This window comes from Pseudomonas peli, assembly GCF_900099645.1.
Taxonomy (GTDB): Bacteria; Pseudomonadota; Gammaproteobacteria; order Pseudomonadales; family Pseudomonadaceae; genus Aquipseudomonas; species Aquipseudomonas peli.
The window spans coordinates 778,437-801,412 of sequence record NZ_FMTL01000001.1; the positions used below are offsets into that span (position 1 = coordinate 778,437).

At 61.1% G+C, this 22,976-nt stretch carries 17 protein-coding genes and 2 pseudogenes; 10 read left to right on the forward strand and 9 right to left on the reverse strand.

The window, feature by feature from the left end; genetic code table 11:
* Positions 1-22 precede the first annotated feature (22 nt).
* Positions 23-796, reverse strand: a complete 774-nt coding sequence (locus BLO50_RS03910) for a metalloregulator ArsR/SmtB family transcription factor (RefSeq protein WP_090251206.1) — start codon at positions 794-796, stop codon at positions 23-25.
* Positions 797-946: 150 nt separating this feature from the next.
* On the opposite strand from BLO50_RS03910, the gene arsB reads away from it, so the two are divergent.
* From arsB to BLO50_RS03935, 5 genes are all read left to right on the forward strand, one after another.
* Positions 947-2,023 carry an ACR3 family arsenite efflux transporter gene (gene arsB, locus BLO50_RS03915; RefSeq protein WP_090248892.1) on the forward strand — a complete coding sequence of 359 codons (1,077 nt, stop codon included), beginning with the start codon at positions 947-949 and terminating at the stop codon, positions 2,021-2,023.
* 9 nt (positions 2,024-2,032) lie between these two features.
* The gene (locus BLO50_RS03920; RefSeq protein WP_090248894.1) at positions 2,033-3,037 is read left to right on the forward strand and encodes a permease; all 1,005 of its coding nucleotides are present in this window, start codon (positions 2,033-2,035) and stop codon (positions 3,035-3,037) included.
* A 15-nt stretch (positions 3,038-3,052) separates the two neighbouring features.
* The gene (locus tag BLO50_RS03925) at positions 3,053-3,286 is read left to right on the forward strand and encodes a thioredoxin family protein (protein ID WP_090248896.1); all 234 of its coding nucleotides are present in this window, start codon (positions 3,053-3,055) and stop codon (positions 3,284-3,286) included.
* 101 nt (positions 3,287-3,387) lie between these two features.
* Positions 3,388-4,266 (forward strand): helix-turn-helix domain-containing protein, encoded by an 879-nt coding sequence (locus tag BLO50_RS03930; RefSeq protein ID WP_090248898.1) that lies wholly within the window; start codon positions 3,388-3,390, stop codon positions 4,264-4,266.
* 175 nt (positions 4,267-4,441) lie between these two features.
* On the forward strand, positions 4,442-7,078 hold the full coding sequence (locus BLO50_RS03935) for a DEAD/DEAH box helicase (RefSeq protein ID WP_090251208.1): 2,637 nt from the start codon (positions 4,442-4,444) through the stop codon (positions 7,076-7,078).
* A gap of 13 nt (positions 7,079-7,091) precedes the next feature.
* Here the strand turns inward: BLO50_RS03935 and BLO50_RS03940 are convergent, their stop codons facing one another.
* The gene (locus BLO50_RS03940) at positions 7,092-7,595 is read right to left on the reverse strand and encodes a phosphate-starvation-inducible protein PsiE (RefSeq protein ID WP_420875453.1); all 504 of its coding nucleotides are present in this window, start codon (positions 7,593-7,595) and stop codon (positions 7,092-7,094) included.
* 121 nt (positions 7,596-7,716) lie between these two features.
* The gene (locus BLO50_RS03945) at positions 7,717-8,898 is read right to left on the reverse strand and encodes a diguanylate cyclase domain-containing protein (RefSeq protein WP_090248900.1); all 1,182 of its coding nucleotides are present in this window, start codon (positions 8,896-8,898) and stop codon (positions 7,717-7,719) included.
* 144 nt (positions 8,899-9,042) lie between these two features.
* On the opposite strand from BLO50_RS03945, the gene BLO50_RS03950 reads away from it, so the two are divergent.
* Together BLO50_RS03950 and BLO50_RS03955 are read left to right on the forward strand one after the other, a co-directional pair.
* Entirely contained in the window at positions 9,043-10,041 is a 999-nt protein-coding gene (locus BLO50_RS03950; protein ID WP_090248901.1) for an MBL fold metallo-hydrolase, read from the forward strand.
* A gap of 147 nt (positions 10,042-10,188) precedes the next feature.
* Positions 10,189-10,449 (forward strand): YebG family protein, encoded by a 261-nt coding sequence (locus tag BLO50_RS03955; protein WP_090248903.1) that lies wholly within the window; start codon positions 10,189-10,191, stop codon positions 10,447-10,449.
* A 65-nt stretch (positions 10,450-10,514) separates the two neighbouring features.
* On the opposite strand, the gene BLO50_RS03960 is transcribed toward BLO50_RS03955, so the two are convergent.
* Both BLO50_RS03960 and BLO50_RS03965 read right to left on the reverse strand, forming a co-directional pair.
* The gene (locus tag BLO50_RS03960) at positions 10,515-11,534 is read right to left on the reverse strand and encodes a Leu/Phe/Val dehydrogenase (RefSeq protein ID WP_090248905.1); all 1,020 of its coding nucleotides are present in this window, start codon (positions 11,532-11,534) and stop codon (positions 10,515-10,517) included.
* A gap of 66 nt (positions 11,535-11,600) precedes the next feature.
* Complete coding sequence (locus BLO50_RS03965; protein WP_090248907.1) at positions 11,601-12,332, reverse strand: hypothetical protein; 732 nt, start codon at positions 12,330-12,332, stop codon at positions 11,601-11,603.
* 115 nt (positions 12,333-12,447) lie between these two features.
* Here BLO50_RS03965 and BLO50_RS03970 point away from each other — a divergent pair, with 115 nt between their 5' ends.
* The gene (locus BLO50_RS03970) at positions 12,448-13,251 is read left to right on the forward strand and encodes a transglutaminase family protein (protein ID WP_090248909.1); all 804 of its coding nucleotides are present in this window, start codon (positions 12,448-12,450) and stop codon (positions 13,249-13,251) included.
* Here BLO50_RS03970 and BLO50_RS22225 read toward each other — a convergent pair.
* From BLO50_RS22225 to BLO50_RS03985, 4 genes and pseudogenes are all read right to left on the reverse strand, one after another.
* Positions 13,248-13,433, reverse strand: a pseudogene (locus BLO50_RS22225) (response regulator transcription factor); the annotation flags it as partial. The gene BLO50_RS03970 and the pseudogene BLO50_RS22225 overlap by 4 nt on opposite strands.
* 129 nt (positions 13,434-13,562) lie before the next feature.
* Positions 13,563-15,788: pseudogene (locus BLO50_RS03975) on the reverse strand (winged helix-turn-helix domain-containing protein); the annotation flags it as partial.
* Between the two features lie 156 nt (positions 15,789-15,944).
* The gene (locus BLO50_RS03980) at positions 15,945-17,315 is read right to left on the reverse strand and encodes a DUF1329 domain-containing protein (protein ID WP_090248913.1); all 1,371 of its coding nucleotides are present in this window, start codon (positions 17,313-17,315) and stop codon (positions 15,945-15,947) included.
* Between the two features lie 29 nt (positions 17,316-17,344).
* Complete coding sequence (locus BLO50_RS03985; RefSeq protein ID WP_090248915.1) at positions 17,345-19,096, reverse strand: DUF1302 domain-containing protein; 1,752 nt, start codon at positions 19,094-19,096, stop codon at positions 17,345-17,347.
* 567 nt (positions 19,097-19,663) lie between these two features.
* On the opposite strand from BLO50_RS03985, the gene gcvH reads away from it, so the two are divergent.
* Entirely contained in the window at positions 19,664-20,047 is a 384-nt protein-coding gene (gene gcvH, locus BLO50_RS03990) for a glycine cleavage system protein GcvH (protein WP_090248917.1), read from the forward strand.
* Between the two features lie 9 nt (positions 20,048-20,056).
* Positions 20,057-22,909 carry an aminomethyl-transferring glycine dehydrogenase gene (gene gcvP / locus BLO50_RS03995; protein ID WP_090248919.1) on the forward strand — a complete coding sequence of 951 codons (2,853 nt, stop codon included), beginning with the start codon at positions 20,057-20,059 and terminating at the stop codon, positions 22,907-22,909.
* Positions 22,910-22,976 lie beyond the last annotated feature (67 nt).

Consider the following 22,976-nt stretch of genomic DNA (forward strand, 5'->3'; position numbering starts at 1 on the left):
TCTTGCTCCAGAAAACAGTGGCTCAGCCGCACAGTGAGGCGCGATCAGGGCGGTCACGCATACTGTGCAAACGCAAGCGATCCTCGGCCAGTTGTGGGTCTTCAGCCTGAAGCACCTGCGCCAGGATCTGACCAACCCAGCCCGGCAGTTGCGGATGCAGGCGGTAGTAGACCCACTGCCCGGCGCGGCGATCCTGCAACAGGCCGCTGCTGCGCAACTGGGCCAGATGACGGGAGATTTTCGGCTGGCTTTCCTGCAGAGCGGCGGTCAGCTCGCAGACGCACAGCTCGCCTTCCTGGGCAATTAGCTGGGTCATGCGCGCGCGGGTGTCGTCGGCCAGACATTTGAACAGGGTCACCGGGGCGAGCATCTGCGTGGGCTGGCTGACTTTGCTTTTGACCAGCACGAACATCTTGATGCGCTCGTGGATCTGCTGCAGACAACGCGTGTAGGCATTCTGCTGCTGGCTGCTGGCCGGGTCCTCGAAGTCCCAGGCGATGTATTCGCCAGCCCCGGGCAAGGTGCTGCACTCGAAGGCGGACTTGTCGCACAGGGTGATCACGTAATCGAACTGCTGGCCATCGAAGCTCTCCAGCGCCTTGCTGTGCAGGCCTTCCGTGCTGACGCCCAACTGCTCCAGGGCCTGACGTGCACGCGGATCAACCTCACCAGGCAGAGTGCCGGCGCTAAAAACCTCATAGCCTTCGGGATCGGTATGGCGTAGCAGCGCTTCGGCCATCTGCGAGCGGGCAGCATTGGCCATACAGAGAAACAGCACGCGAATCTTTTGGCTCATGGCGATGGGTGTCATGCAAATACGGTTTGGCAAATATATTGATATCCATATATCTTGTAAACCGTATATTCAGCCTAACCCAAGCCGACCCAGATCAATAACGAGCGCAGCGGGACTGGCTAGACTCGCCACTCACCCAAGGAATCCAGTATGGCCAATGCCCTAGAATCCTCCGCTCCTCAAACCCGCTCGCCGCTCGGTCTGTTCGAGCGCTATCTAACGCTCTGGGTATTTCTCTGCATTATCGGCGGTACCCTGCTCGGCCTGTTCGCCCCCGAAGCAGCGCAAGCGGTGGGCGCTCTGGAAGTTGCTCAGGTGAATATCCCGGTGGGATTGCTGATCTGGGTGATGATCATCCCCATGCTGATGAAGATCGACTTTAGCGCCATCGGCGAGGTCTACCAGCAGCGCGCCGGCCTGGGCGTGACGCTGAGCATCAACTGGCTGATCAAGCCCTTCACCATGGCCTTTCTGGCCTGGCTGTTTCTGCGCCATGTGTTCGCTGGCTGGCTGCCGGCCGAACAGATCGACAGCTACGTGGCCGGGCTGATTCTGCTCGGCGCCGCGCCTTGCACGGCTATGGTGTTTGTCTGGAGCAACCTGTGTAAGGGCAACGCCAACTTCACCCTGACCCAGGTGGCGATAAACGATTTGGTGATGGTGTTCGCCTTCGCCCCCATCGTCGCCCTGCTGCTGGGCGTGTCGTCGATCCCGGTGCCGTGGGACACCCTGCTGCTGTCGGTGGTGATGTATATCGTTATTCCCCTGGCCATCGCCCAGTTTATCCGCTCGCGCCTGCTGCGCCGGGGTGATGCGGCCCTGCAAGCGGTGCTCGCGCGCATCGGCCCGTTCTCCATCCTCGCCCTGCTGGCAACCTTGGTGCTGCTGTTCTCCTTCCAGGGCCAGACCATCGTTGCCCAGCCGTTGATCATCGCCATGCTGGCCGTGCCGATTCTGCTGCAAACCCTGTTTATCGCTGCGCTGGGTTACTGGATGTGCCAGCAACTCAAGGTGCGCCACGATATCGCTGGACCGGCGGCGATGATCGGTGCGTCGAACTTCTTCGAGTTGGCCGTAGCCGTGGCCATCGCGCTGTACGGCTTCAACTCCGGTGCGGCGCTGGCCACGGTGGTCGGTGTGCTGATCGAGGTGCCGGTCATGCTCTGGCTGGTGCGCATGGTCAATAACAGCAAGGGTTGGTATGAGCGCGCCCCGGCGCAAGGATAAGGAAGCCCTATGGAACTGTTCAGATGGCTCAATGACCAACTGCTGCGCATGGATTGGCTGGCCTGGCTGGTGCGTGCGCTGCTGGAGGATGGCTTCGGTCTGGACATGAGCAGTCGTGTAGGGGCCAGCCTGCACTTCTTTATCTACGACGTGATCAAGATTTTCATCCTGCTGGCGGTGCTGATCTTCAGCATTTCCTGGGTGCAGAGCTATTTCCCGCCCGAACGCACGCGGCGCATTCTCGGCGGCATGAGCGGTTTCAAGGCCAAACTGACCGGCGCACTGCTGGGCACCATTACGCCGTTTTGCTCTTGCTCGTCGATTCCGCTGTTTATCGGGTTTACCAGCTCGGGGCTGCCGCTGGGGGTGACCTTTGCCTTTCTGATCTCCTCACCGCTGGTGGACCTGGCCTCGGTGATTCTGCTGGCGAGCATCTTCAACTGGTCGATTGCCATCGCCTACGTACTGATCGGCCTGGTGCTGGCGGTGCTCGGCGGCACGCTGATCGGCCGGGCGAAGATGGAGCGTTACGTCGAAGCCTTTGTTATGCACAACCCGGTGCTCGACATTCCCCAGGCAGAACTGACGCGGCGTGATAGGGCGCAATTCGCCTGGGGCCAGGTCAGCGATATTTTCCGCCGGGTCTGGCTGTATGTGCTGATTGGCGTGGGCATCGGTGCGGCCATCCACAACTGGATTCCAGCAGACTGGATCGAAGCGCTGCTGGGGCAGAACAACTGGTGGTCGGTGCCGCTGGCCACCCTGCTCGGCGTGCCGATGTATGCCGATATCTTCGGCACCCTGCCGATTGCCGAAGCGCTGGTCGCCAAGGGCATAGGCCTGGGTACGGCGCTGGCCTTTATGATGGCCGTTACCGCGCTGTCGCTGCCCTCGCTGATCATGCTCAAGAAAGTGGTCAAGGCCCCACTGCTGGCCTTGTTCTTCGGCATCGTGACGGTCGGCATTGTGCTGATTGGCTATCTGTTTAACGCGTTCACCTACCTGTTTATCTGACTAATGGAGCACGCCATGATCATCAAAATTCTCGGTTCCGGTTGCAAGAAGTGCATCACCCTGACAGAGAACACCCAGGCCGCCCTGGCCAATCTGGGCCGCGAGGCGCAGGTCATCAAGGTCACCGACTTCGCCGAAATCGCCGCCCATGGCGTGATGTCGACGCCTGCCCTGGCGATTGACGACAAGGTGGTCTCGGTCGGCAAGGTGCTGACAGTCGGCGAAGTGGAAAAACTGCTCAGCGCCTGAGCCGTATATTGCGGCCACCCGCTTGCACAATCTTGCGCATTTCTCCAGTCAGGGGCTGGCAGCCGATGCGGCCCGGCGTAGCATGGAGCGACGGGGGATTTATGTCGCAACTTGAGCACCTACAGGTTTTCCAGAGCATGCACAGCTCGCCCAACACCCGCCTGCACCGCAGCGCAGAGTTGGGCGACGGGCTGGCAGCTGCCGTGTGGAGCAACCGTCATGATGCCCGCGATTACGAAGCACCCAGCCATCACACGCTGTCCTGCTACCTGGCCGGCGGTACCGGCACCTTTCGCCGCGAAAGCCCGCACAGCAAAGGCGCGCCGGACAAACTGTGCATTCTGCCGGCCGGCCATCAATCGGAATGGGTGATCAACGGTGAAATCCATCTGGCCCATCTGTATATCAGCCAGGAGCAATTTGCCCTGGCGGCCGTCAGCCTGTTGGACCGCGAACCACGGGAACTGGAACTGCGCGAAGGCACCTTTCTCGACGACCCGCAGCAAGCCCAGCGCTTTCGTCAGCTCAGCCAGCTGGATTGGCAGGAACCGGCCGAACGTCTGCTCAGCAGCAGCCTGGCCCACGGCCTGATCAACCACGCGTTGCTGTCCCAGGTCGGCCGCCGCGAAGGCTTGCGCCTGACCGGCGGCCTGGCACCCAGCCAGCGCCGCCGAGTGCGCGAGTTTATCCAGGCCAATCTCAGTGAAGCGCTCAGCCTGGGTCAGCTGGCCAGTTTGTGTGCGCTCTCCGAATACCACTTCGCCAGAATGTTCCAACTCAGCTTCGGCCTGCCGCCGCATCGCTATGTGCTGGCGCAACGCCTGCGCCATGGCCAGCAACTGCTGCAACACAGCACGCTGCCACTGGCTGAAGTGGCCCTGGCCTGCGGCTTTGCCAGCGCCAGCCACTTCAACAACCGTTTCCGCCAGGCCTTCAGCGCCACGCCGGGGCAATACCGCGCGGCCCTGCAAGGCCCCTGAGCCCACGCCAAGCAGCATCAGCCCGCCGCATACCCGCCTATCAGGCAACGCCGCTTGCGCGCCATGAGCCTGAAAACAGCCTGCTAATCCCACGCTGGCTGTGCAAGAATCATCGGCTGCCTTCGAGAAAGCTGCCCATGCCACGATTCATCCACTCGCCTGCCCGGTGCCACTGATGGCCCTCGATATCCTGCATCTACGCCAGGAAGACTGGCGTGCAGAATTCGGCGACGGCGACTTGCTGCGCGGTCAGGCCTATGCCGCCCAAGGCCGCAGCCGTTTGCTCAGCCTCAAAGACAGCACCCTGTTGGCCAGCTGCCGTGGCTCCGGTGCGCAAACCTATCAACAGCGCATCACCCTGCACCATTACGGCCAGGGCTGGGGTGTGACCGGCCATTGCAGCTGCCCGGTGGGCTTCAACTGCAAACACGTGGCCAGCGCCCTACTCACCCTGCAAACCCAGCAGGAACAAGGCGTCGACCTCTCGCCACTGATCGTCAGCAGCCCGCAGGCCCGCGAAGAGTGCCTGGAAAACCTGCAACCCAGCCCGGTACTGAGCCTCGGCAGCCTAGTGCGCGTGCACTTCGATGCGCGCAAGGGCCGCATGCAGGAACAAACCCAGCACCGCGCCGCATTGGCCTTCGACTACCAGGGCCACCTGGCATCTGGCAAACAGGGCAAGGACCTGCTGATCAAGCAGAGCGCCCAGCACAGCCTGCGCATCGTGCGTGACATCAGCGCTGAAACCCAGCTGCGCAAACGCCTGGAACAAACCGGCCTGCAAGTGGCACTGCGGCAGAGCGAAGCGCTGCCGGAAAGCGCCGGCGAAGCTTACGAGCAACCCAGTGAGACTGCCTGGTTGCAGTTTATTCGTGAGCATCTGCCAGCGCTGCGCGCAGAGGGCTGGCAAATCCGCATGCAGCCGGACTTCCAGTTCAACCTGGCCCAGGTCGATGACTGGTACGCCGAAGTCGAAGAAGACCCCGAGCAAACCTGGTTCGATCTGGAACTGGGTATCGAGGTCGAAGGCCAACGCATAAGCCTGCTGCCGATACTGCTGCAGGCCATCCGCCAAAAACCCTGGTTGCTCAACGGCGAAGCGCTGAACAAACGCGATGACGACGAAGTGGTGCTGGTCAGCCTGCCGCATAACCACAAACGCGCCGCCCTGCCGCTGGCACGGCTCAAACCGCTGCTCGCGACCCTGGGCGAGCTGTTCGTACGCGAGCCTAGCGAGTCCAACCAGCGCCTGCGCCTGTCGCGTCTGGATGCCGCGCACCTCAATCACCTGCAGGAAGGCCCAGCCATCAGCTGGCAAGGTGGCGACCAGTTGCGTGAGTTCGCCCAACGCCTGCAACAACTGGACAGCAATACCCTGCAAGCGCCCGCCGGCTTGCTCGCGGAACTTCGACCCTATCAACTGCAAGGCCTAGCCTGGATGCAGGGCCTGGCCGAGCTGGATGTCGGCGGTTTGCTGGCCGATGACATGGGCCTGGGTAAAACCCTGCAGACCCTTGGCCATATCCTCTGCGAGTTCAACGCCGGGCGTTTGCAGCAGCCGGCGCTGATCGTCATGCCCACCAGCCTGATTCCCAACTGGCAGGATGAAGCCGCGCGCTTCACCCCGCAGCTCAAGGTACTGGCGCTGCACGGGCCGAAGCGCCGCGCGCTGTTCAAGCAGATCGACGAGCACCAGATCATCCTGACCACCTACGCCCTGCTGCCGCGCGACCTCAAGGCATTGAGCGCCTACCGCTATCGCCTGCTGATTCTCGATGAAGCGCAGAACATCAAGAACCCACGCAGCAAGGCCGCCGTCGCTGCCGGGCAACTGCAGGCCGGGCAACGTCTGTGCCTGACCGGCACGCCGCTGGAAAATCACCTGGGCGAGCTGTGGTCGCTGTTTAACTTTCTGATGCCCGGCTGGCTGGGTGACAGCAAAAGCTTTACCCGCGACTACCGCACGCCGATTGAGAAGAACGCCAACCAGCAGCGTTTGGCGCACCTCACCGGGCGGATCAAACCGTTCATCCTGCGTCGCACCAAGGAACAGGTGGCCAGCGAACTGCCGCCGAAAACCGAAATCACCCACTGGGTCGAACTCAGCGCGGCCCAGCGTGACCGTTACGAAACTCTGCGCCTGGCCATGGACCAGAAGGTCCGCGCGGAAATCGCCCGCCAGGGTTTGGCGCGCAGTCAGATCGTAATTCTTGAAGCACTGCTGCGGCTGCGCCAGGCTTGCTGCGACCTGCGCTTGCTCAGCGAGGAAGCCGACAGCAGCCTGACCAGCGCGGATTCCGGCAAGCTCAGCGGCCTGCTGGAGATGCTCGAAGAGTTGTTCGCCGAAGGTCGGCGGGTGCTGCTGTTCTCGCAGTTCACCTCAATGCTGGCGCTGATCGAAGCTGAGTTGAAGGTGCGCAACATTCCCTACGCCAAGCTCACCGGCAGCACCCAGGATCGCCGCACCCCGGTGCAGCAGTTCCAGGCTGGCGAACTGCCGATCTTCCTGATCAGCCTGAAAGCCGGCGGCTCGGGCCTGAACCTGACCGCCGCCGACACGGTGATCCACTTCGACCCATGGTGGAACCCCGCCGCCGAAGCACAAGCCAGCGACCGCGCCTACCGCATCGGCCAGGACAAGCCGGTGTTCGTCTACAAGCTGATCGCCCGTGGCAGCGTCGAAGAGAAAATCCAGCAGCTGCAGCAGGCCAAAGCCAATCTGGCCCGCGGCGTACTGGAAGGTGGCAGCCAGAGCCAGCTGCAGCTCAGTGAAGACGACGTGCAGGCACTGTTTGCACCGTTAAACGACTGATCAGCCCGAAGCCTCAGTCATCGCTCTGCGCATAATCACGCTCTGCCGCTTCATCCGCAGGATTGGCCTTTTTTCGCGCCCCGCCAGCCTGCACTGCGGGGAAGCGCGAGGAGGCGAAACGCACCACAAAAATCGCTATCGCCAGCAACAGAATTGCCCCGGAGACCATCACCACGCCCATGTCGGGTTTGTGGTTGTGCGAAATGTCGGAAATCATCAGGCGGGTCAGCGCGGTAATCGCCACATAAATCATGAAGCGAATTGGCATGTGGTTGGTCTTGAAATAGATCCCCACCATCGCCGCCAATTCCAAATAGATGAACAGCAGCAGAATGTCATCGACCGTGATATGGCCCTTCTCCAGCATGCCGAGAAAGGCCATCACCGCCGCCCAGGCGGTGATGGCGCCGATGGCGAACAGCGCCAGGTAGTGGAACGCCTCCATCAACAGATTGCCCAGCGACTCCGCCAAGCCATGCATGCGCTCGCGGGCGCGTTCAGCCAGATTGTCCTTCACGATCCTTGCTCTCCTAAAATCGACGGCCCGCTCCAACGCGGAATGTACCTGCACCATGCAGAAACAAGACCAGCTCTCAGGAGATGGCGCTCAGGTACGCCAAGACACGTCCCAGGACGCATCAGAGCGCCGCGGTTGGAATGGCGCTGCTGGACTCAGGCCAGGCGAAACAATGCTTACCCGCTTCCTTGGCCCGATACATGGCAGTATCCGCCGCCGCCACCAGGCGACGCCGGTCTTCACCATGCTGAGGAAACTGCGCCATACCGATGCTCACGCCCACTCGCACATGCGGCAACTCTTCCAGCAGCGGCGTATCCAGTGCAGTAATCATACGGGCGGCCAGGCACTCGATAGCTGCAACATCCCCCTCGGCCACCACGGCAAATTCATCGCCACCCAACCGTGCCAACACCTCGCCCTCGCGCAGTAACGTCCGCCAGCGCTGAGCAATGGCCTTGAGCACAAGGTCGCCAGTGGCGTGACCATGTTCATCGTTGACCGGTTTGAAGCCATCAAGGTCCAGGTAGATCAGCGCCAGCGGCCGCTCGGCGCGCCGCGCCAAGGCCAGGGCCTGATCGAGGCTATCGTTAAAGGCGCGACGATTTGGCAGCTGAGTCAGGGCGTCATGCTGCGATTCAAAGGCTAGACGTTTTAGCAGCTCCTCACGCTCGCGCAGGTCACGGCGCAGGTCGAGGTAGGTCAGGCCGAGCAGTCCAAGCATCAGCAACGCCACCGCACTGCCGCCCCAGATGGCGACTTGCGAGCGAACATCGGTGCTTTCATGCAGCGCTTCAAGCTCATCACTGACGTTGCCCTCCAGGCTGCTAATCCGCTCACGCAGCTCATCCATGTAGCGCCGGCCCTGATTGTCCATCACACGCTGGCGGGCAGCTTCAGCGCCAGCCAAGCGACGCAGTTCGATTGTTTCGCTCAGCTCGGTCATTTTTAACTCGGCGAGCTGCTCAATCCGCGCGATGTCGTCGGCGTACATCTCCATCAACGGTATCGCGCGTAACGCCTGAAACTGGTTGTGCAAGTGCTGCACCGCCACGTTATAGGGTTGTAAAAATGAATCTTCGCCCGTCAGCAGAAAGCCGCGCTGCCCAGTCTCTGCATCCTTGAGCAAGGACAGGGTTTCACTGAGCTGATAAAGCGAGGTGTGCAGCACCTCGACACGCTGCCCATCGATCAAGTGGGCACGACTGCCCCAGATGGCACCGACAATGACGAATAGACTGAGATAGGCAACGGCCAACAGGGCCAGCAGTTTGCGCTCGACTCGACCCGCAGACAGCAACATGGTGCACCTCACAGAGAGCCGATGGCGTGCCAAATACTGTTGTTGGCCACTGCGACCAGCAATAGTTTACAGCGACAATGTACAAGTATTTCGCCAAAACCGTATAAGTTACGTATAGGTTTCTAACCACACGAGGACATCAGAATGCCAAGCTTATTCACCCGCACTCGGTTGTTTAGCGCACTGCTTGCAGCCCAGACCCTGATCCTGGGCTACACCCTGCCCCTGAGTGCCAATGCGGCGCCGGTGGCCAAACAGCAGAATCAGGTCGCCGGCTTCTACCGCATGGCCCTGGGCGAATTCGAAGTGACGGCGTTGTACGACGGCTACGTTGACCTCGATAGCAAAATCCTCACCGGCGCCAGCGCCGAGGATATCCAGAGCCTGCTGGCGCGCATGTTCGTTGACTCCAGCAAGGGCGTGCAAACCGCCGTCAACGCTTACCTGATCAATACAGGCAGCCACTTGGTGCTGGTCGACACGGGGGCGGCGCAATGCTTCGGGCCAACCCTGGGCGTGGTGCAGAACAACCTTAAAGCTTCCGGCTATAGCCCGGAACAGGTGGACACTGTGCTGCTCACCCACCTGCACCCCGACCATGCCTGCGGCCTGCTGAACAGCGCCGGCCAGGCCGCCTACCCGAATGCCAGCGTCTACGTGCCCCAGGCCGAAGCGGATTTCTGGCTTAGCGATGAGGCGGCTGCCAAGGCCCCTGAGCCCATGCGCGGCATGTTCCAGATGGCCAAGCAGTCCGTGGCACCCTACGACGCTCAGCAGCGTCTCAAGCTGTACGCCCCGGACAGCGCACTGATCCCAGGCGTCAGCCTGGTGCCGAGCAACGGCCACACCCCCGGTCATAGCTCCTACCTGTTCACCTCACAGAACCAGAGCCTGCTGGTCTGGGGCGATATTGTGCACAGCCACGCGGTGCAGTTCGCCAAGCCGGAAGTAGTGATCGAGTTCGACATCGACAGCACACAGGCCAAGGCTACGCGCCAGCAGATATTCGCCAACGCCAGCCGCGACAAACTCTGGGTGGCTGGCGCGCACATGCCCTTCCCAGGGCTGGGCCATGTGCGCAAAGAAGGTGCAGGCTACGCCTGGGTACCGGCCGAGTTCGGCCCGCTGCGCAGCGACCGCTGAACGGCTGTGACGCACAGAATCGGCTATGGTGTTAGCCGGCATGGCAATTGCTGCTGGTCAAATGCTGGCGAGTTCTTTATGCTCGCAACCACTGTACAGATAAACAGTTAACTGCAACCTATCAGCGTGAAGGCGTAGAGGTGATGAATGGCCGTCGAAGTGGTGTACCGCAGCAGCCGGGATTTGGAGCGTTTATTCATGGATAAAGCCGAAGCCGACCGTCATGACAAAATGCTCGAACTGGCCGAGCTGCTCACCGAAGTGCTGCAAAAAGCCGTGCCATCGCTGAATGAAACCCAGGGTGAAGAGCTGGGTATCTTCATGGCGAAGAACCGCGACATCTTCGCCAAGGCATTCAAGAACCAGCCTGACGCCTTGAGTGAACTGAGCGAACCGGCTGCCGAGTAACGCCGGCGGCAGTCAACAAAACCCCAGTCCATGACTGGGGTTTTGCGTTTTTATCAGCGCCACATTCAGCCATACAACAAGCGCTCGGCAATCGCATCGGCGACCCTTGCCGGTGAGCGCTTATCGGCCTGGGCATGGCCGAATATCTCGGTCAGCCGCCGGCTGATCTGCGTCAAGTGCGCGGTGATTGCCGGCAGAGGCTCCCCCTGATGCTTCAGCGCCACATAGATCAAGCCGCCCGCATTGATCACATAATCCGGCGCATACAAAATCCCCCGCGCCTGCAGGCTGTCGGAAATATCAGCACTGGCCAATTGGTTATTCGCCGCGCCCGCCACTGCCGAGCAACGCAGTTGCCCGACGCTTGTGCTGTTCAGCACACCCCCTAACCCGCATGGCGCCAGGATATCGCACGGCGTGGCGAGTAAGGCTTCGCTGGCCACCGGCCGTGCGCCCAGCTGCTCAACTGCAAGCTGAACGCGGCCGTGATCCAAGTCGCTGACCAACAACTCGGCCCCCGCAGCATGCAGCTGCTCGGCCAGCGCAAAACCAACATTGCCCAGCCCCTGAATCGCTACCCGCAAACCTTCCAGGTTGTCACTGCCCAGGCGCGCCAGGGCGGTTGCGCGGATACCGGCAAACACCCCCAGCGCCGTATGCGGTGAAGGGTCTCCTTCGGCCGTGGTGCTGGTGACATGCGGGGTGTGCTGAGCGATGCAGTCCATGTCAACGCTGGAAGTACCGCTGTCCATCGCGGTGATGTAGTGGCCGTTAAGGGTGTCGATAAAACGCCCGAAGGCTTCAAACAACGCGCCACGATTGTCGACATGCGCAGGACGGATGATCACCGCTTTGCCACCGCCCTGCGCCAAGCCGGCCAGCGCGGCCTTGTAACTCATGCCCTTGGCCAGCCGCAGGGCATCGTCCACGGCACTCTGTTCATCGGTATAGGGCAGGTATCGACAACCGCCCAGCGCAGGGCCAAGGCGGCTGTTGTGAATGGCAATGATGGCCTTAAGGCCTGTGGCCGGGTCATCGGCAAAATGCAGCGACTCCAGCCGAGCGCTTTCCATCAGGGTAAACATGCTGTCGCTCCCCTACTGCGTTGCTCATCAGTATAGGCAGCACTACTGATCACACCCCGCCGGTGATCAGTTCACCAGCAGGGCGACAATCTGTTCGCTGTAGCGATTCACGACAAAGGGCAGCGAGCGCTCGCGGTATTCCAGCAGCGGCTGTTCAATGTAATTCCAGATCACCTGCACCTGGCCCCATTTTTTACGTTGCTCGGCACTGCCGGCCAGGGTTGGCTGCAGCTGCTCAAGCTGCTGGCGAAAGGCCTTGGCCAGCACGTCCACAGGCTCAAAGCGTTCCTGCGCGCTGTCGTACACCGCCGATCCGGAGTCAAAACTGGCGGCCTCACGCACATACTCAGCAGCAATTTGCTGCATCAGGATGGCCTGACGCAGGTCCAACGTCGGTGATGCGGCCGGCGCTAACGCCTGCTGCTGCCGATTGAGTTGCAGCAGGTCATGGGCGCTCTGCGACAGCGTATCGAGGGCATAAAAATCAATCGCTTCGTAGTTCAACCGGGCATTGTTCAGCAACACCGCCTGAAAATGCTGCGCCTGTTGCTGCAACGGGGCTGGCAACGCCTCAGGGTGCGCAGTTAACAAACCGGCGAAATGCTGAACTTCTGTCTCCAGGCGTGCCTGCACGTCAGGTGACCCCTGCTCCAAACGCAATAAGTGAAACAGCGTTAGCAGCCGGTACGTTGACAACTCTTGAGCCAGGAGCGGCGCTTGCGAAGCCTGTGCCGCGCTCAGCACAGGGCTCATCAGTATCAGCACGATCAGGGTGTAACGGCGAAGGGTTGCAGGCATGCTTGGCGTCCTTGTTCAACAACACAGCAGCCACACTGGCACAGCCCTGAAACAACAATGTACTGGACGAAGGTTAGGCGCTTGACTACAAAGCCAGAGACCCTGGGAGAATGTGATGAGCCCACGCGCTGCCTGCCTTGCCTGCCTGGAACAAACACCACCTGCGCTGTTTGAGGCAGCGCTGTGGATTGCCGTGGAACACCAGCCCACGCTGCAACCGACCGACGTGCTGCAACGGCTCAACGGTTTGCAGCAGCAGCTCAGTCAGGGGTTGCCTAACCTGCCGCTGCAGGAACTGGCGCAACCGCTGCTGCGTCGGCTGAGTGAGCTGGACTTCCATGAGGACGACGAACGCCCGCTACGGCCAAGGGCCGCGTTGCTGGATCAGCTGTTGTTGCGCCGCCGCGGCCAGCCGCTCACTCTGGCCCTACTGGCACTGGAGCTGGCCAGGCGCCTGGGAATTCCATTACAGGGGGTCAATTTTCCCGGGCATTTCCTGCTACGCGTACCCGGCGCCGACCATCTACTCGACCCTTGCAGCGGCCGGCGGCTGTATACCCGCGAGTGCCGCGAGCTGCTGCAACGCCATCTGGGGCCGACTGCCGAATTAAACGCCAGCCAACTGCAGCCGTGCGACGCGCGCAGCATGTTGCAGCGCCTGTCGCGCAACCTGCGGCAACTGCATCAACTAGACGATGACCCGCTTGCCGCGCTGCGCGATGCCGAGCGCGTGCTGCTGCTTGGCACGCCGACATTGCAGGACCACCTGGCCCGCGCCGAGATTTATCAACGGCTCGACTGCCCGCATGGCGAGCGCTTCGATCTGCAGTGCGCCCTGCTGCTCAGCGATGACCCGGCGCAGCACCTGCAACTCAGCCAACGCCTACGCCTGCTCAGCGCCAGCCCAGCGCTGCACTAGAAGAAGCCCAACGCCTTGGCCTTGGCCACCGCCTGGGTGCGCCGCGCCACACCCAGCTTGCCGTTGATTCGGCGTGCATGGGTTTTTACTGTGTGCAGGGATATAAACAGCTGCTCGGCCACTTCCTGATTGGACAGCCCCTGGGCTATCAACCCGAGCACCGCCAACTCGCGGCTGCTCAGCGCATTGCTGCTGGCGACGGTCACAGCAGACGGCGTGCCCTCCACCGGACTCTTCACGCGGAACCACGGACGTCGATAACCCAGACGCTGCTGCAGTGCCTGGCCGGTGTGCCGAGCCTGTTCGGCACCCGTCTTATCGTCACAGGCCGCACAGGCATCGGCGTAGCTCAGCCATAAGTCGCTGACCAGGGCCTGCCTGCCCTGCTCGGCCACCTTCGCCAACAACTGCCGCAGAGGCTCGCGCACATCCTCACCCTGCATGCGGTCCAATTGCAGCAATAACGCTTGAAACCGCGGAATCAGCTCGGGAAAGTTCGGCGTCGGCAACACCGCTTTAACCCGCTGCTCATAACTCAATACCCGAGTCGCCGCGACGCGCGCCCGCGCATAGTGGCCCTGGGCAATCCACAGATGACTGCTGGCCAACAACAGGGTGCCGCGGTATAGGGTTTCGCTCACGCGCTGACGCTGCATCTGCCGTTCGGCCTGGCCAAGGTGGGCAAAGGCTGTGGCCATATCACCCTGCCCCATAGCCAACTCGGCCAGGCCGAGGTAGCCATGAAACGCGCTTGGATCGCCACAGACAAGGGCATTTTCAAGTCCGCGCTGCAGCGCTGCCTCCGCTTCATCGGCACGCCCCTGGCGCAGTTGCAGACGCCCCAGACGCAACTCAAGCCGCGCCAGCACCGGTGTGTTGCGCAAAGCGGTCGGTGCGGTTGCCGTCAGCACCCGCTGCAGCAACGTTTCGGCGCGGGCAAACTCACCCCGCGTTTCCAGCAACAGGGCGTGGTCCAGTTCCAGCAGGGCTTCAAACACCGGGTTGCCATGCAGGCGCGCCTGCTTCAAAGCTTCAAAACTGAGTTTCTGTGCCACCTCAAGCTGACCTTCACCAATGGCCACCAAGGTCAATGCCGAACGACACAGCAACGACTGCGCCCACGCACTTTGCGGCAGCCCTTGCAGGGCATCATGCAGGTGGGCGCGAGCATCCACGGCACAGACTCGGCCGTAGGCGATGATGCCCTGGATGGCTTGCCAGTGAGCGAACAGCTCACGGGTTCGCGCGCCATCGCTGCGCGGCTGAAAGCGTGCCAGTTGATTGATACAGGTCTGCGCTTCATCCAGACGGCCAACCAGTAGCAGCACCCAGGCATTCAGCAGAATCAGCCGTGGCGTGCTGCACAGCAGGCTGTCCGGCAGCTCGCTGCGCCAGCGCAGAATCAGCGCCAGGTCCTGGCCTTGCAGCACCTGCTCCTCGGTAAAACGCTCAAGAAAACTGCCGGCCACGTCCGGCTGCCCGGCCAGCAAGGCGTGCTCTACCGCTGCGCGAATATCACCATGACTGGCAAACCATTGACTGGCATGCACATGCAACGCGCTGTACGGCAAATTCATGACCTGCCGCTGCAGCAGCCGAGCCAGCGGTGGGAACAACACATACCAGCCCTTGGCTGTGTCCAGCTCCTGAATAAATACGCCACGCTCAATCAGTGCTCGCAACCACTGCGCGCCTTCGCCCACACCAAACAAGTGGTCACAGAGCGCCGGATTGAAGCGCGGCAACTGGGCCAGTTGCTCAAGTATGCGCAACAGCTCATCGGGCAGCGTTTGCAGCACCTCGCGCTCGACATACTCGACCAGCAGTTGGTCATGTTCGCCGTCCTGCGGTGCGCTCAGCGCAGCCGGCTCGGCTTGAGCCGCCAACAGCACCAGGCGCAAGGCCGCCGGCCAGCCTTGGGTCAGTGCATGCAGGGCCTGCGCCCAGGCGTTTCGGCCAGGGTCCAGCTGTTGCAGCCAGGCCAGCACGTCAGACTCGTTGAAGGCCAGCTCACTGCTACCCAATTCGAGCAGCTCGCCCTCCAGCAGCAGGCGGGAAAGGTTACAGACCGGCCGCCGCCGGCTGCCCAGCCACCAACAAATGCCAGGGGGAGTGACCATCAGCAGCTGATTGAGGTACGCATCGAGGGCGAGATTCGGCTGCGCCGGGTAGTCATTGAGCATGATCCACAGCGGCCGCGACTCCTGCGCCAAGGTCTCCAGCACCTCGCCACTGCTGAGGTCTGCGGGGTAATTGAGGAGTTTGCCGAGCTGCTGCGCCAGCTGTTCGACATGCCAGCCTTCACCTGCACAGCTCAGCCAGAGCAGGTGATGCGTGGCCGGGCACTCTCGGGCGCAATCTGCCAGCAGTACGGTTTTACCAAAGCCGGCTGGACCGACCAGCAAGCGCAGGCGACAGTCGCGCGACAAAAGCCGCTGCTGCAGGGATAGCCGAGCGATATGCCCAGGTGGCGGGCGCTGTACGCCGCCACACGCGGACGCTGTGGCGCTTTGCGGGAAAGGCGCTAATGCGTTCATGACGGCTCGTTTTATTGTTCTTACAGGAACCGGATTGTTGCAGGCTAAACCTCAACACCTATCGCTCACAGCTCTATCACGAGAGGTGATGGCCAACGATAAAAAAGGCGGCCCGAAGGCCGCCCAATCACGGAGTGTTTCGTGCAGCGTGCTGGCCTAACGAACGCCTGAGCTACGCAAGGCGGCTGGCGTGTAGTCGGCAGCGGTGGCTTTGAAACCAAAGTTATACGCCGACTTCTCTTCGTTTTTCATACCCAGAGCCAAGTAACGACCGGCCATCAGGTCATACAGCGCTTCCAGGGTGTAGCCCGGCACTTGATGGTTGTAGTAGTGCTGCGCATGCCCTTCGGCAACACGCCAGAGCTGACCACGGCCATCGTAATGATCAACCAATGCGATCTGCCAACTGTCCTCGTCGATGTACATATGGCGCTTGGCATAAATGTGCCGCTCGCCGCTCTTCAACGTGGCAACCACTTCCCAGACGCGGTGCAGCTCGTAGCGCGTCAGATCCTGGTTGATGTGCCCAGCCTTGATCACGTCGTCGTACGACAGCGCCGGCGAATCCAGCTTGTAGCTGTTATAGGGAATGTACATTTCCTTTTTGCCGACCAGTTGCCAGTCATACCGATCCGGCGCGCCAGAGAACAAATCGAAGTTATCGGCCGTGCGCATGCCGTCAGCAGCAGTACCTGGACCGTCGTAGGCCACCTGCGGTGCGCGGCGTACGCGGCGTTGACCGGCGTTGTAGATCCAGGCCAGGCGCGGCTCTTTCACCTGATCTATGGTCTCGTGCACCAGCAGCACGTTACCCGCCAGACGTGAAGGCGCAGTCACCCGCTGCTTGAAATACAGCAGGATATTGCTGCCCTTGGCCGGATCAAGATCAGGCATGTCCGCCGGGAAGGCCACTTCGTCCTCGAACTTCACCAAGCTGTAAGAGCCATTGGTTTGCGGCGTGGCCTGAGTCACCACCCGGCGTGTGTTACCGCCACGGTAACGGGTGATGTGGTTCCAAATCACCTCAACCCCAGTTTTGGGAATGGGGAAGGCGTAGTAGCGGCTGGCATTGAAGTTCTGCAGACCGTTCCCGCCGTCAACGGGCGTGGTATTGACCGCACTGACCCTAGCTGCCTCGCCGATCGCAGCGGGTACGGATGTAGTGCGATGAGTGGGGTATACCGGGATGGTATAGCTGTCCGAGTAACGCTTGAGCATCGCCATCTGCCCAGCGGAGAGTTTGTCTTTGTACTGCTCGGCATTCGCTGCAGTAATGGTGAAGAGCGGCGTTTCGCTGGCAAAGGGGTCAGCGAGAAACCCTTTGGCGTCGACCGCTGCCGCACTGGTAGACAGACCACCGTCCCAGGCTGGGATGGTGCCATCGGCATTCCCAGCCATTTCTCCGCCCAGCGGCGTCAAACTCGTGCCTAACTGCGCCGCTTCTTGCTCAGAGACTGCGGCCATCACGCTGCTGGCTAACAGGGTCAGCACCAGCGCCCCAGCTTGCAGGATTCTTGTATTTTTCATGGTGTACGGATCCTTTTGCACTGCGTTGATCAGAAGTTCACACCGAAGCTCAGAGCAACAAAGTCACGGTCGACGTTGGTGTTGTAATCCCCACCAAAGAAGTCGGTGTAACTCAGGCTGGCGTTGTAGGTGTTCTGGTAGTCAGCATTCAGGCCCAGGCTCACCGCCTTGCTGCCTTCACTGAAGTTGGGGCCATAGCCATCGACGTCATGCGACCAGGCAATGCTTGGCGAGAGGTTGACCCCGGCGAAGACGTTGCTGTAATCGAGACTGGCGCGCACGCGGTAGCCCCAGGAGCTGCTGGTAAAGAAACCATCGTCATTACACTGGTCAGGGTTGGCGGTGTTCACCCCTGCCGTACAGGTCGTGTTGGGGTTGAGCTGACCAATGCCATAGACCGGATCGCGACCGAAGCGCAGCTCGCCAAGATCATCACTGATGCCACTGACATGGTTGTAACCCACCTCGCCCACAAGGGTCAGGCGACTGGCTCCGAGCACTCGGTCGAAAAACTGCACCGCTGAGACTTGCGCCTGGGTCACGGGCTTGCGCACGTAACCGGCCACTTCCTCACCCACGGCATTGCGCCCATGGCCGCTGGTAAATACCGGTGAAAACCCCTGGCGCAGGGATGCAAAGGTCATGTCCGTGGAGTTGATACCAATTGGCATGTTGGGCCGGTAACTGAGTTCACCCGACAACGCAGTGCCTTCGACGTTGGTCTGGAAACTGACGCCGTAGAGACGAATATCTTCCGGGTACTCTAGAAAATAGCGGGCAGCCTGTGGCGCCCCGGTGCCGACAATGATGCTGCCGCTCGGGCTACGGCTGTGGTAGTTCATCGCATACAGACCGAATTCCGTGTCGTTCAGCGACTCGGCAAACCAGCGCAGGGCAACGCCGAACTGCCCACTGTCGCGCGCATCACGATCCCCTCCGCGCGGAATGAACACGGGGTTACCCGGCGCACCGGTGTTGTTTGACGCGTCAGGCGCGACGTCAGCCCCTGCGACCACCAGACGGTCGTTACAGCCATCGGCGGCCGTGTCGCTGGGTGCAAAGAACGTCCCGCAGTTATCGATAACAGTCTGGTCCCACTCCAGCTGGTAGAACGCTTCCATGCTGACGGTGTCGGTCAAGCTCTGCGAGACATAGAGCATGTTGACCGGAATCAGCCCCTCCTTGATCTCCGCGCCAGGCCGGCGGAACGCTGCAGCATCCACGGGGTTGATCGAGTTGATCGAGTTGCCGATAAAGGTGCTCTCACCCCAGCTGACCACTTGCTTACCGACCCGCACACTGCCCGGCATGCTGCCCAGGTTGTAGTTGTGATAGATGAAGGCATCGAGAATTTCCGCGCCGGAGGCTTGTGCCGCTGTCTTGCGGTTGTGGTCGTCGATGTCATACAGCAGACGGCTTTCGTCCTTGGTTTCGAAGTCGTACCAATACTTGCCGCGAATAAACACGCCGGTATCGCCGTACTTCAATTCAAGGTCGTGAATGCCTTTGAAGATCTTCGAAAAGGTTTCGCCTTTTTTGAAGTTCAGGCGGCCGTCATCGTTGGTCTGAGAGGACGCCTTGCCGCCGTTACGTGTACCGATAAAGTCAGGATCGGCACCGCGCACGCTCCAACTGGCCCCCACCGAAAGTGAAGAGTCGAACTGCGCTTCGACATCACCAATATTGAATGTAATAGCCTGGACAGGCGCGACACAGCCAACAGCAATGGCAATCGCCAAAACGCTGGGCTGGAAGATGGCATGTCTTGTTCTTGTTCTCATGCGGCTCTCCTGGAAAGCGGGTTTCGTGTTGAGCCTCCACGCTACCCAGCCACCTTGAGTGGGATAAGCGCCCGAAAGAGGTATTTGCCCTGTCAGCCAAAAGAGTGAATACGCCCCTAAAAAGCCGCCCCGCCGCCGATCCATCGACCCGTTCAATGGCGCTTTATAGGGTGGATGAATGACAGTGACGGCCCGTTACGTATTAACCACTGCTGACGTTGCTGCCCGCAGCTCCAGGCGGCGTGACTCCAACACAGCCCGCAAGCTCAACAAAAAACGTATCGATTTAAATACACCGTAATGAAAGCGACACAAACCGTTCAGCCCACGACACCAGAGCCTTTGCGCAGCGCGTGGCGAACGCGCCGATCAGGAACGTATTGAATTCAATACACACCAACAAAAACCCATACCAACTAAAAGCACTTAAGTTATTGTTTTTATTGATAAAAATAACAATGGCACCTACTTTGCTATGGTCTTTTCACCTTCCGCTCGTGCCCAGCACGCGCGTCCAGCACATCGCCCCCAGCAGAAAGGGCGAGTCACCACCCTTGAGGAGTACACATGAGCGAATTGCGTTTTACCGTTGAGCACGAATGGCTGCGTCAGGATGCCGATGGCCTGGTTACCGTGGGCATCACCGCCTATGCCCAGGAAGCCCTGGGTGACGTGGTATTCGTTCAGCTGCCGGAAGCCCAGAGCTACGCCGAGGGTGACGAAGTGGCGGTGCTGGAATCGGTAAAAGCTGCGAGCAATATCGCCATGCCGCTGGACGGTGAAGTGGTCGAGGTCAATGGCGAGCTAGAATCCAGCCCTGAGCTGGTCAACGAAGATCCCCTGGGCAAAGGTTGGTTCTTCCGTTTTCGTCCAGCCAATGCCAGCGCGGTAGCCGACCTGCTCGACCAGGCCGCCTACGAGCGCCTGCTCAACGCCAATGCTGACGCCTGAGAGATTGTGATGACCAAGCTGACCACCCAGAACGAATTTGTCGCCCGCCACATCGGCCCACGTGATGCCGATACCGCGGCCATGCTCGAACTGCTCGGCTACGCCAGCATCGACGCGCTGACCGATAACGTCATCCCCGAGAGCATCAAGGGCACCAGCGTGCTGGGCTCTCTGCCGGGCCTGTCGGAAGCCGACGCCCTGGCCAAGATCAAGACCATTGCGGCCAAGAACCAGCAGTTCAAAACTTATATCGGGCAGGGCTATCACGGCACTCACACGCCGAGCCCGATCCTGCGCAACCTGCTGGAAAACCCGGCCTGGTACACCGCTTACACCCCGTACCAGCCAGAGATTTCTCAGGGTCGTCTGGAGTCGTTGCTGAACTTCCAGACCCTGATCAGCGACCTCACCGGTATGCAGATCGCCAACGCCTCGCTGCTGGACGAAGCCACCGCCGCTGCCGAAGCCATGACCTTCTGTAAGCGCCTGTCGAAGAACAAGGCCAGCAACGCCTTCTTCGCCTCCCAGCATTGCCACCCACAGACCCTCGACGTGCTGCGCACCCGTGCCGAGCCGCTGGGCATCGAAGTTGTGATCGGCGACGAAGCTGCGATCACTGACGCCAGCGTCTACTTCGGTGCGCTGCTGCAATACCCAGCGAGCAATGGCGACATCTTCGATTACCGCGAGCTGGTCGAGCGTTTCCACGCCGCCAATGCGCTGGTGGCCGTCGCTGCCGACCTGCTGGCACTGACCCTGCTCACTGCACCGGGCGAATTCGGTGCCGACGTGGCCCTGGGCAGCGCCCAGCGCTTCGGTGTGCCGCTGGGCTTCGGTGGCCCACACGCCGCCTATTTCGCCACCCGCGATGCATTCAAGCGCGACATGCCGGGCCGTCTGGTCGGCATGTCCATTGACCGCTTCGGCAAGCCGGCCCTGCGCCTGGCCATGCAGACCCGCGAGCAACATATCCGCCGCGAGAAGGCCACTAGTAACATCTGTACCGCTCAGGTGCTGCTAGCCAACATCGCCAGCATGTACGCCGTCTACCACGGTCCGAAAGGGCTGACCCAGATTGCCAAGCGCGTGCACCAGTTCACTGCGATCCTGGCCAAGGGCCTGCGCGCTCTGGGCTACACGGTTGAGCAGGAATTCTTCTTCGACACCCTGACCCTGGCCACCGGCGGCAAAACGGCAGCCCTGCATGCAGCCGCCCGTGCGGCCGGCATCAACCTGCGTGAAATCGATGGCGAGCGCCTGGGCCTGTCCCTCGACGAGACCACCGATCAAGTCGCCGTTGAAGCCCTGCTGGCGGTCTTCGCCGAAGGCAAAGCTGTTCCAGCCTTCGCGGAACTGGCTGCCGGCGTAATCGCTCAGCTGCCAAAAGGCTTGCTGCGCGAAAGCGAAATCCTCACTCATCCAGTATTTAACCGCTACCACAGCGAAACCGAGCTGATGCGCTACCTGCGCAAACTGGCCGACAAGGACCTGGCGCTGGACCGCAGCATGATTCCGCTGGGTTCCTGCACCATGAAGCTCAACGCTGCCAGCGAAATGATCCCGGTGACCTGGGCCGAGTTCGGCAACCTGCACCCCTTCGCCCCGGCCGAGCAGAGCCAGGGTTACACCCAGCTGACCACCGAACTGGAGGCCATGCTCTGCGCAGCCACTGGTTACGATGGCATCTCCCTGCAGCCGAACGCCGGCTCCCAGGGCGAGTACGCAGGTCTCTTGGCCATTCGTGCTTACCACCTGAGCCGTGGCGATGATCAGCGCGATATCTGCCTGATCCCGCAATCGGCCCACGGCACCAACCCAGCCACCGCCAGCATGGTCGGTATGCGCGTGGTGGTGACCGCCTGCGACAGCAGCGGCAACGTCGACATCGCCGACCTCAAGGCCAAAGCCGAAGAGCACAAGGACCGCTTGGCTGCGCTGATGATCACTTATCCGTCGACCCACGGTGTGTTCGAGGAAGGCATCCGCGAAATCTGCGCGATCATTCATGACAACGGTGGCCAGGTGTACATCGACGGCGCCAACATGAACGCCATGGTCGGCCTGTGCGCCCCGGGCAAGTTCGGCGGCGACGTGTCCCACCTGAACCTGCACAAGACCTTCTGCATCCCGCACGGCGGTGGCGGCCCAGGTGTCGGCCCGATTGGCGTGAAAGAACACCTGATCCCATTCCTACCCGGCCACGGCCATATGGCCCGTAAGGAAGGTGCCGTCAGCGCCGCACCGTTCGGCAGCGCCAGCATCCTGCCGATCACCTGGATGTACATCAGCATGATGGGCGGCGAAGGCCTCAAGCGCGCTTCGCAGATGGCCATCCTCAACGCCAACTACATCGCCCGCCGCCTGGAAGAGCACTACCCCGTGCTGTATTCGGGCAGCAACGGCCTGGTGGCGCACGAGTGCATTCTGGACATCCGTCCGATCAAGGACAGCAGCGGCATCAGCGTTGACGATGTGGCCAAGCGCCTGATCGACTTCGGCTTCCACGCCCCGACCATGTCCTTCCCGGTCGCTGGCACCCTGATGATCGAGCCGACCGAGAGTGAATCCAAGGAAGAGCTGGACCGTTTCTGCGACGCCATGATCGCCATCCGCAACGAAATTCGTGCAGTGGAAGCTGGCCAGCTGGATGCCAACGACAACCCACTGAAAAACGCCCCACACACCGCACTGGAACTGGTCGGCGAGTGGACTCACGCCTACAGCCGCGAACAGGCCGTGTACCCAGTGGCCAGCCTGATCGAAGCCAAGTACTGGCCGCCGGTCGGCCGCGTGGATAACGTGTTCGGCGACCGCAACCTGATCTGCGCCTGCCCGTCCATCGAGGCGTACCAGGACGCGTGATAACAGCCCGCGGCCCGGAACACCTCCGGGCCGCGGGACTGCTTTCTCCCCAATTCTCGACTCACCT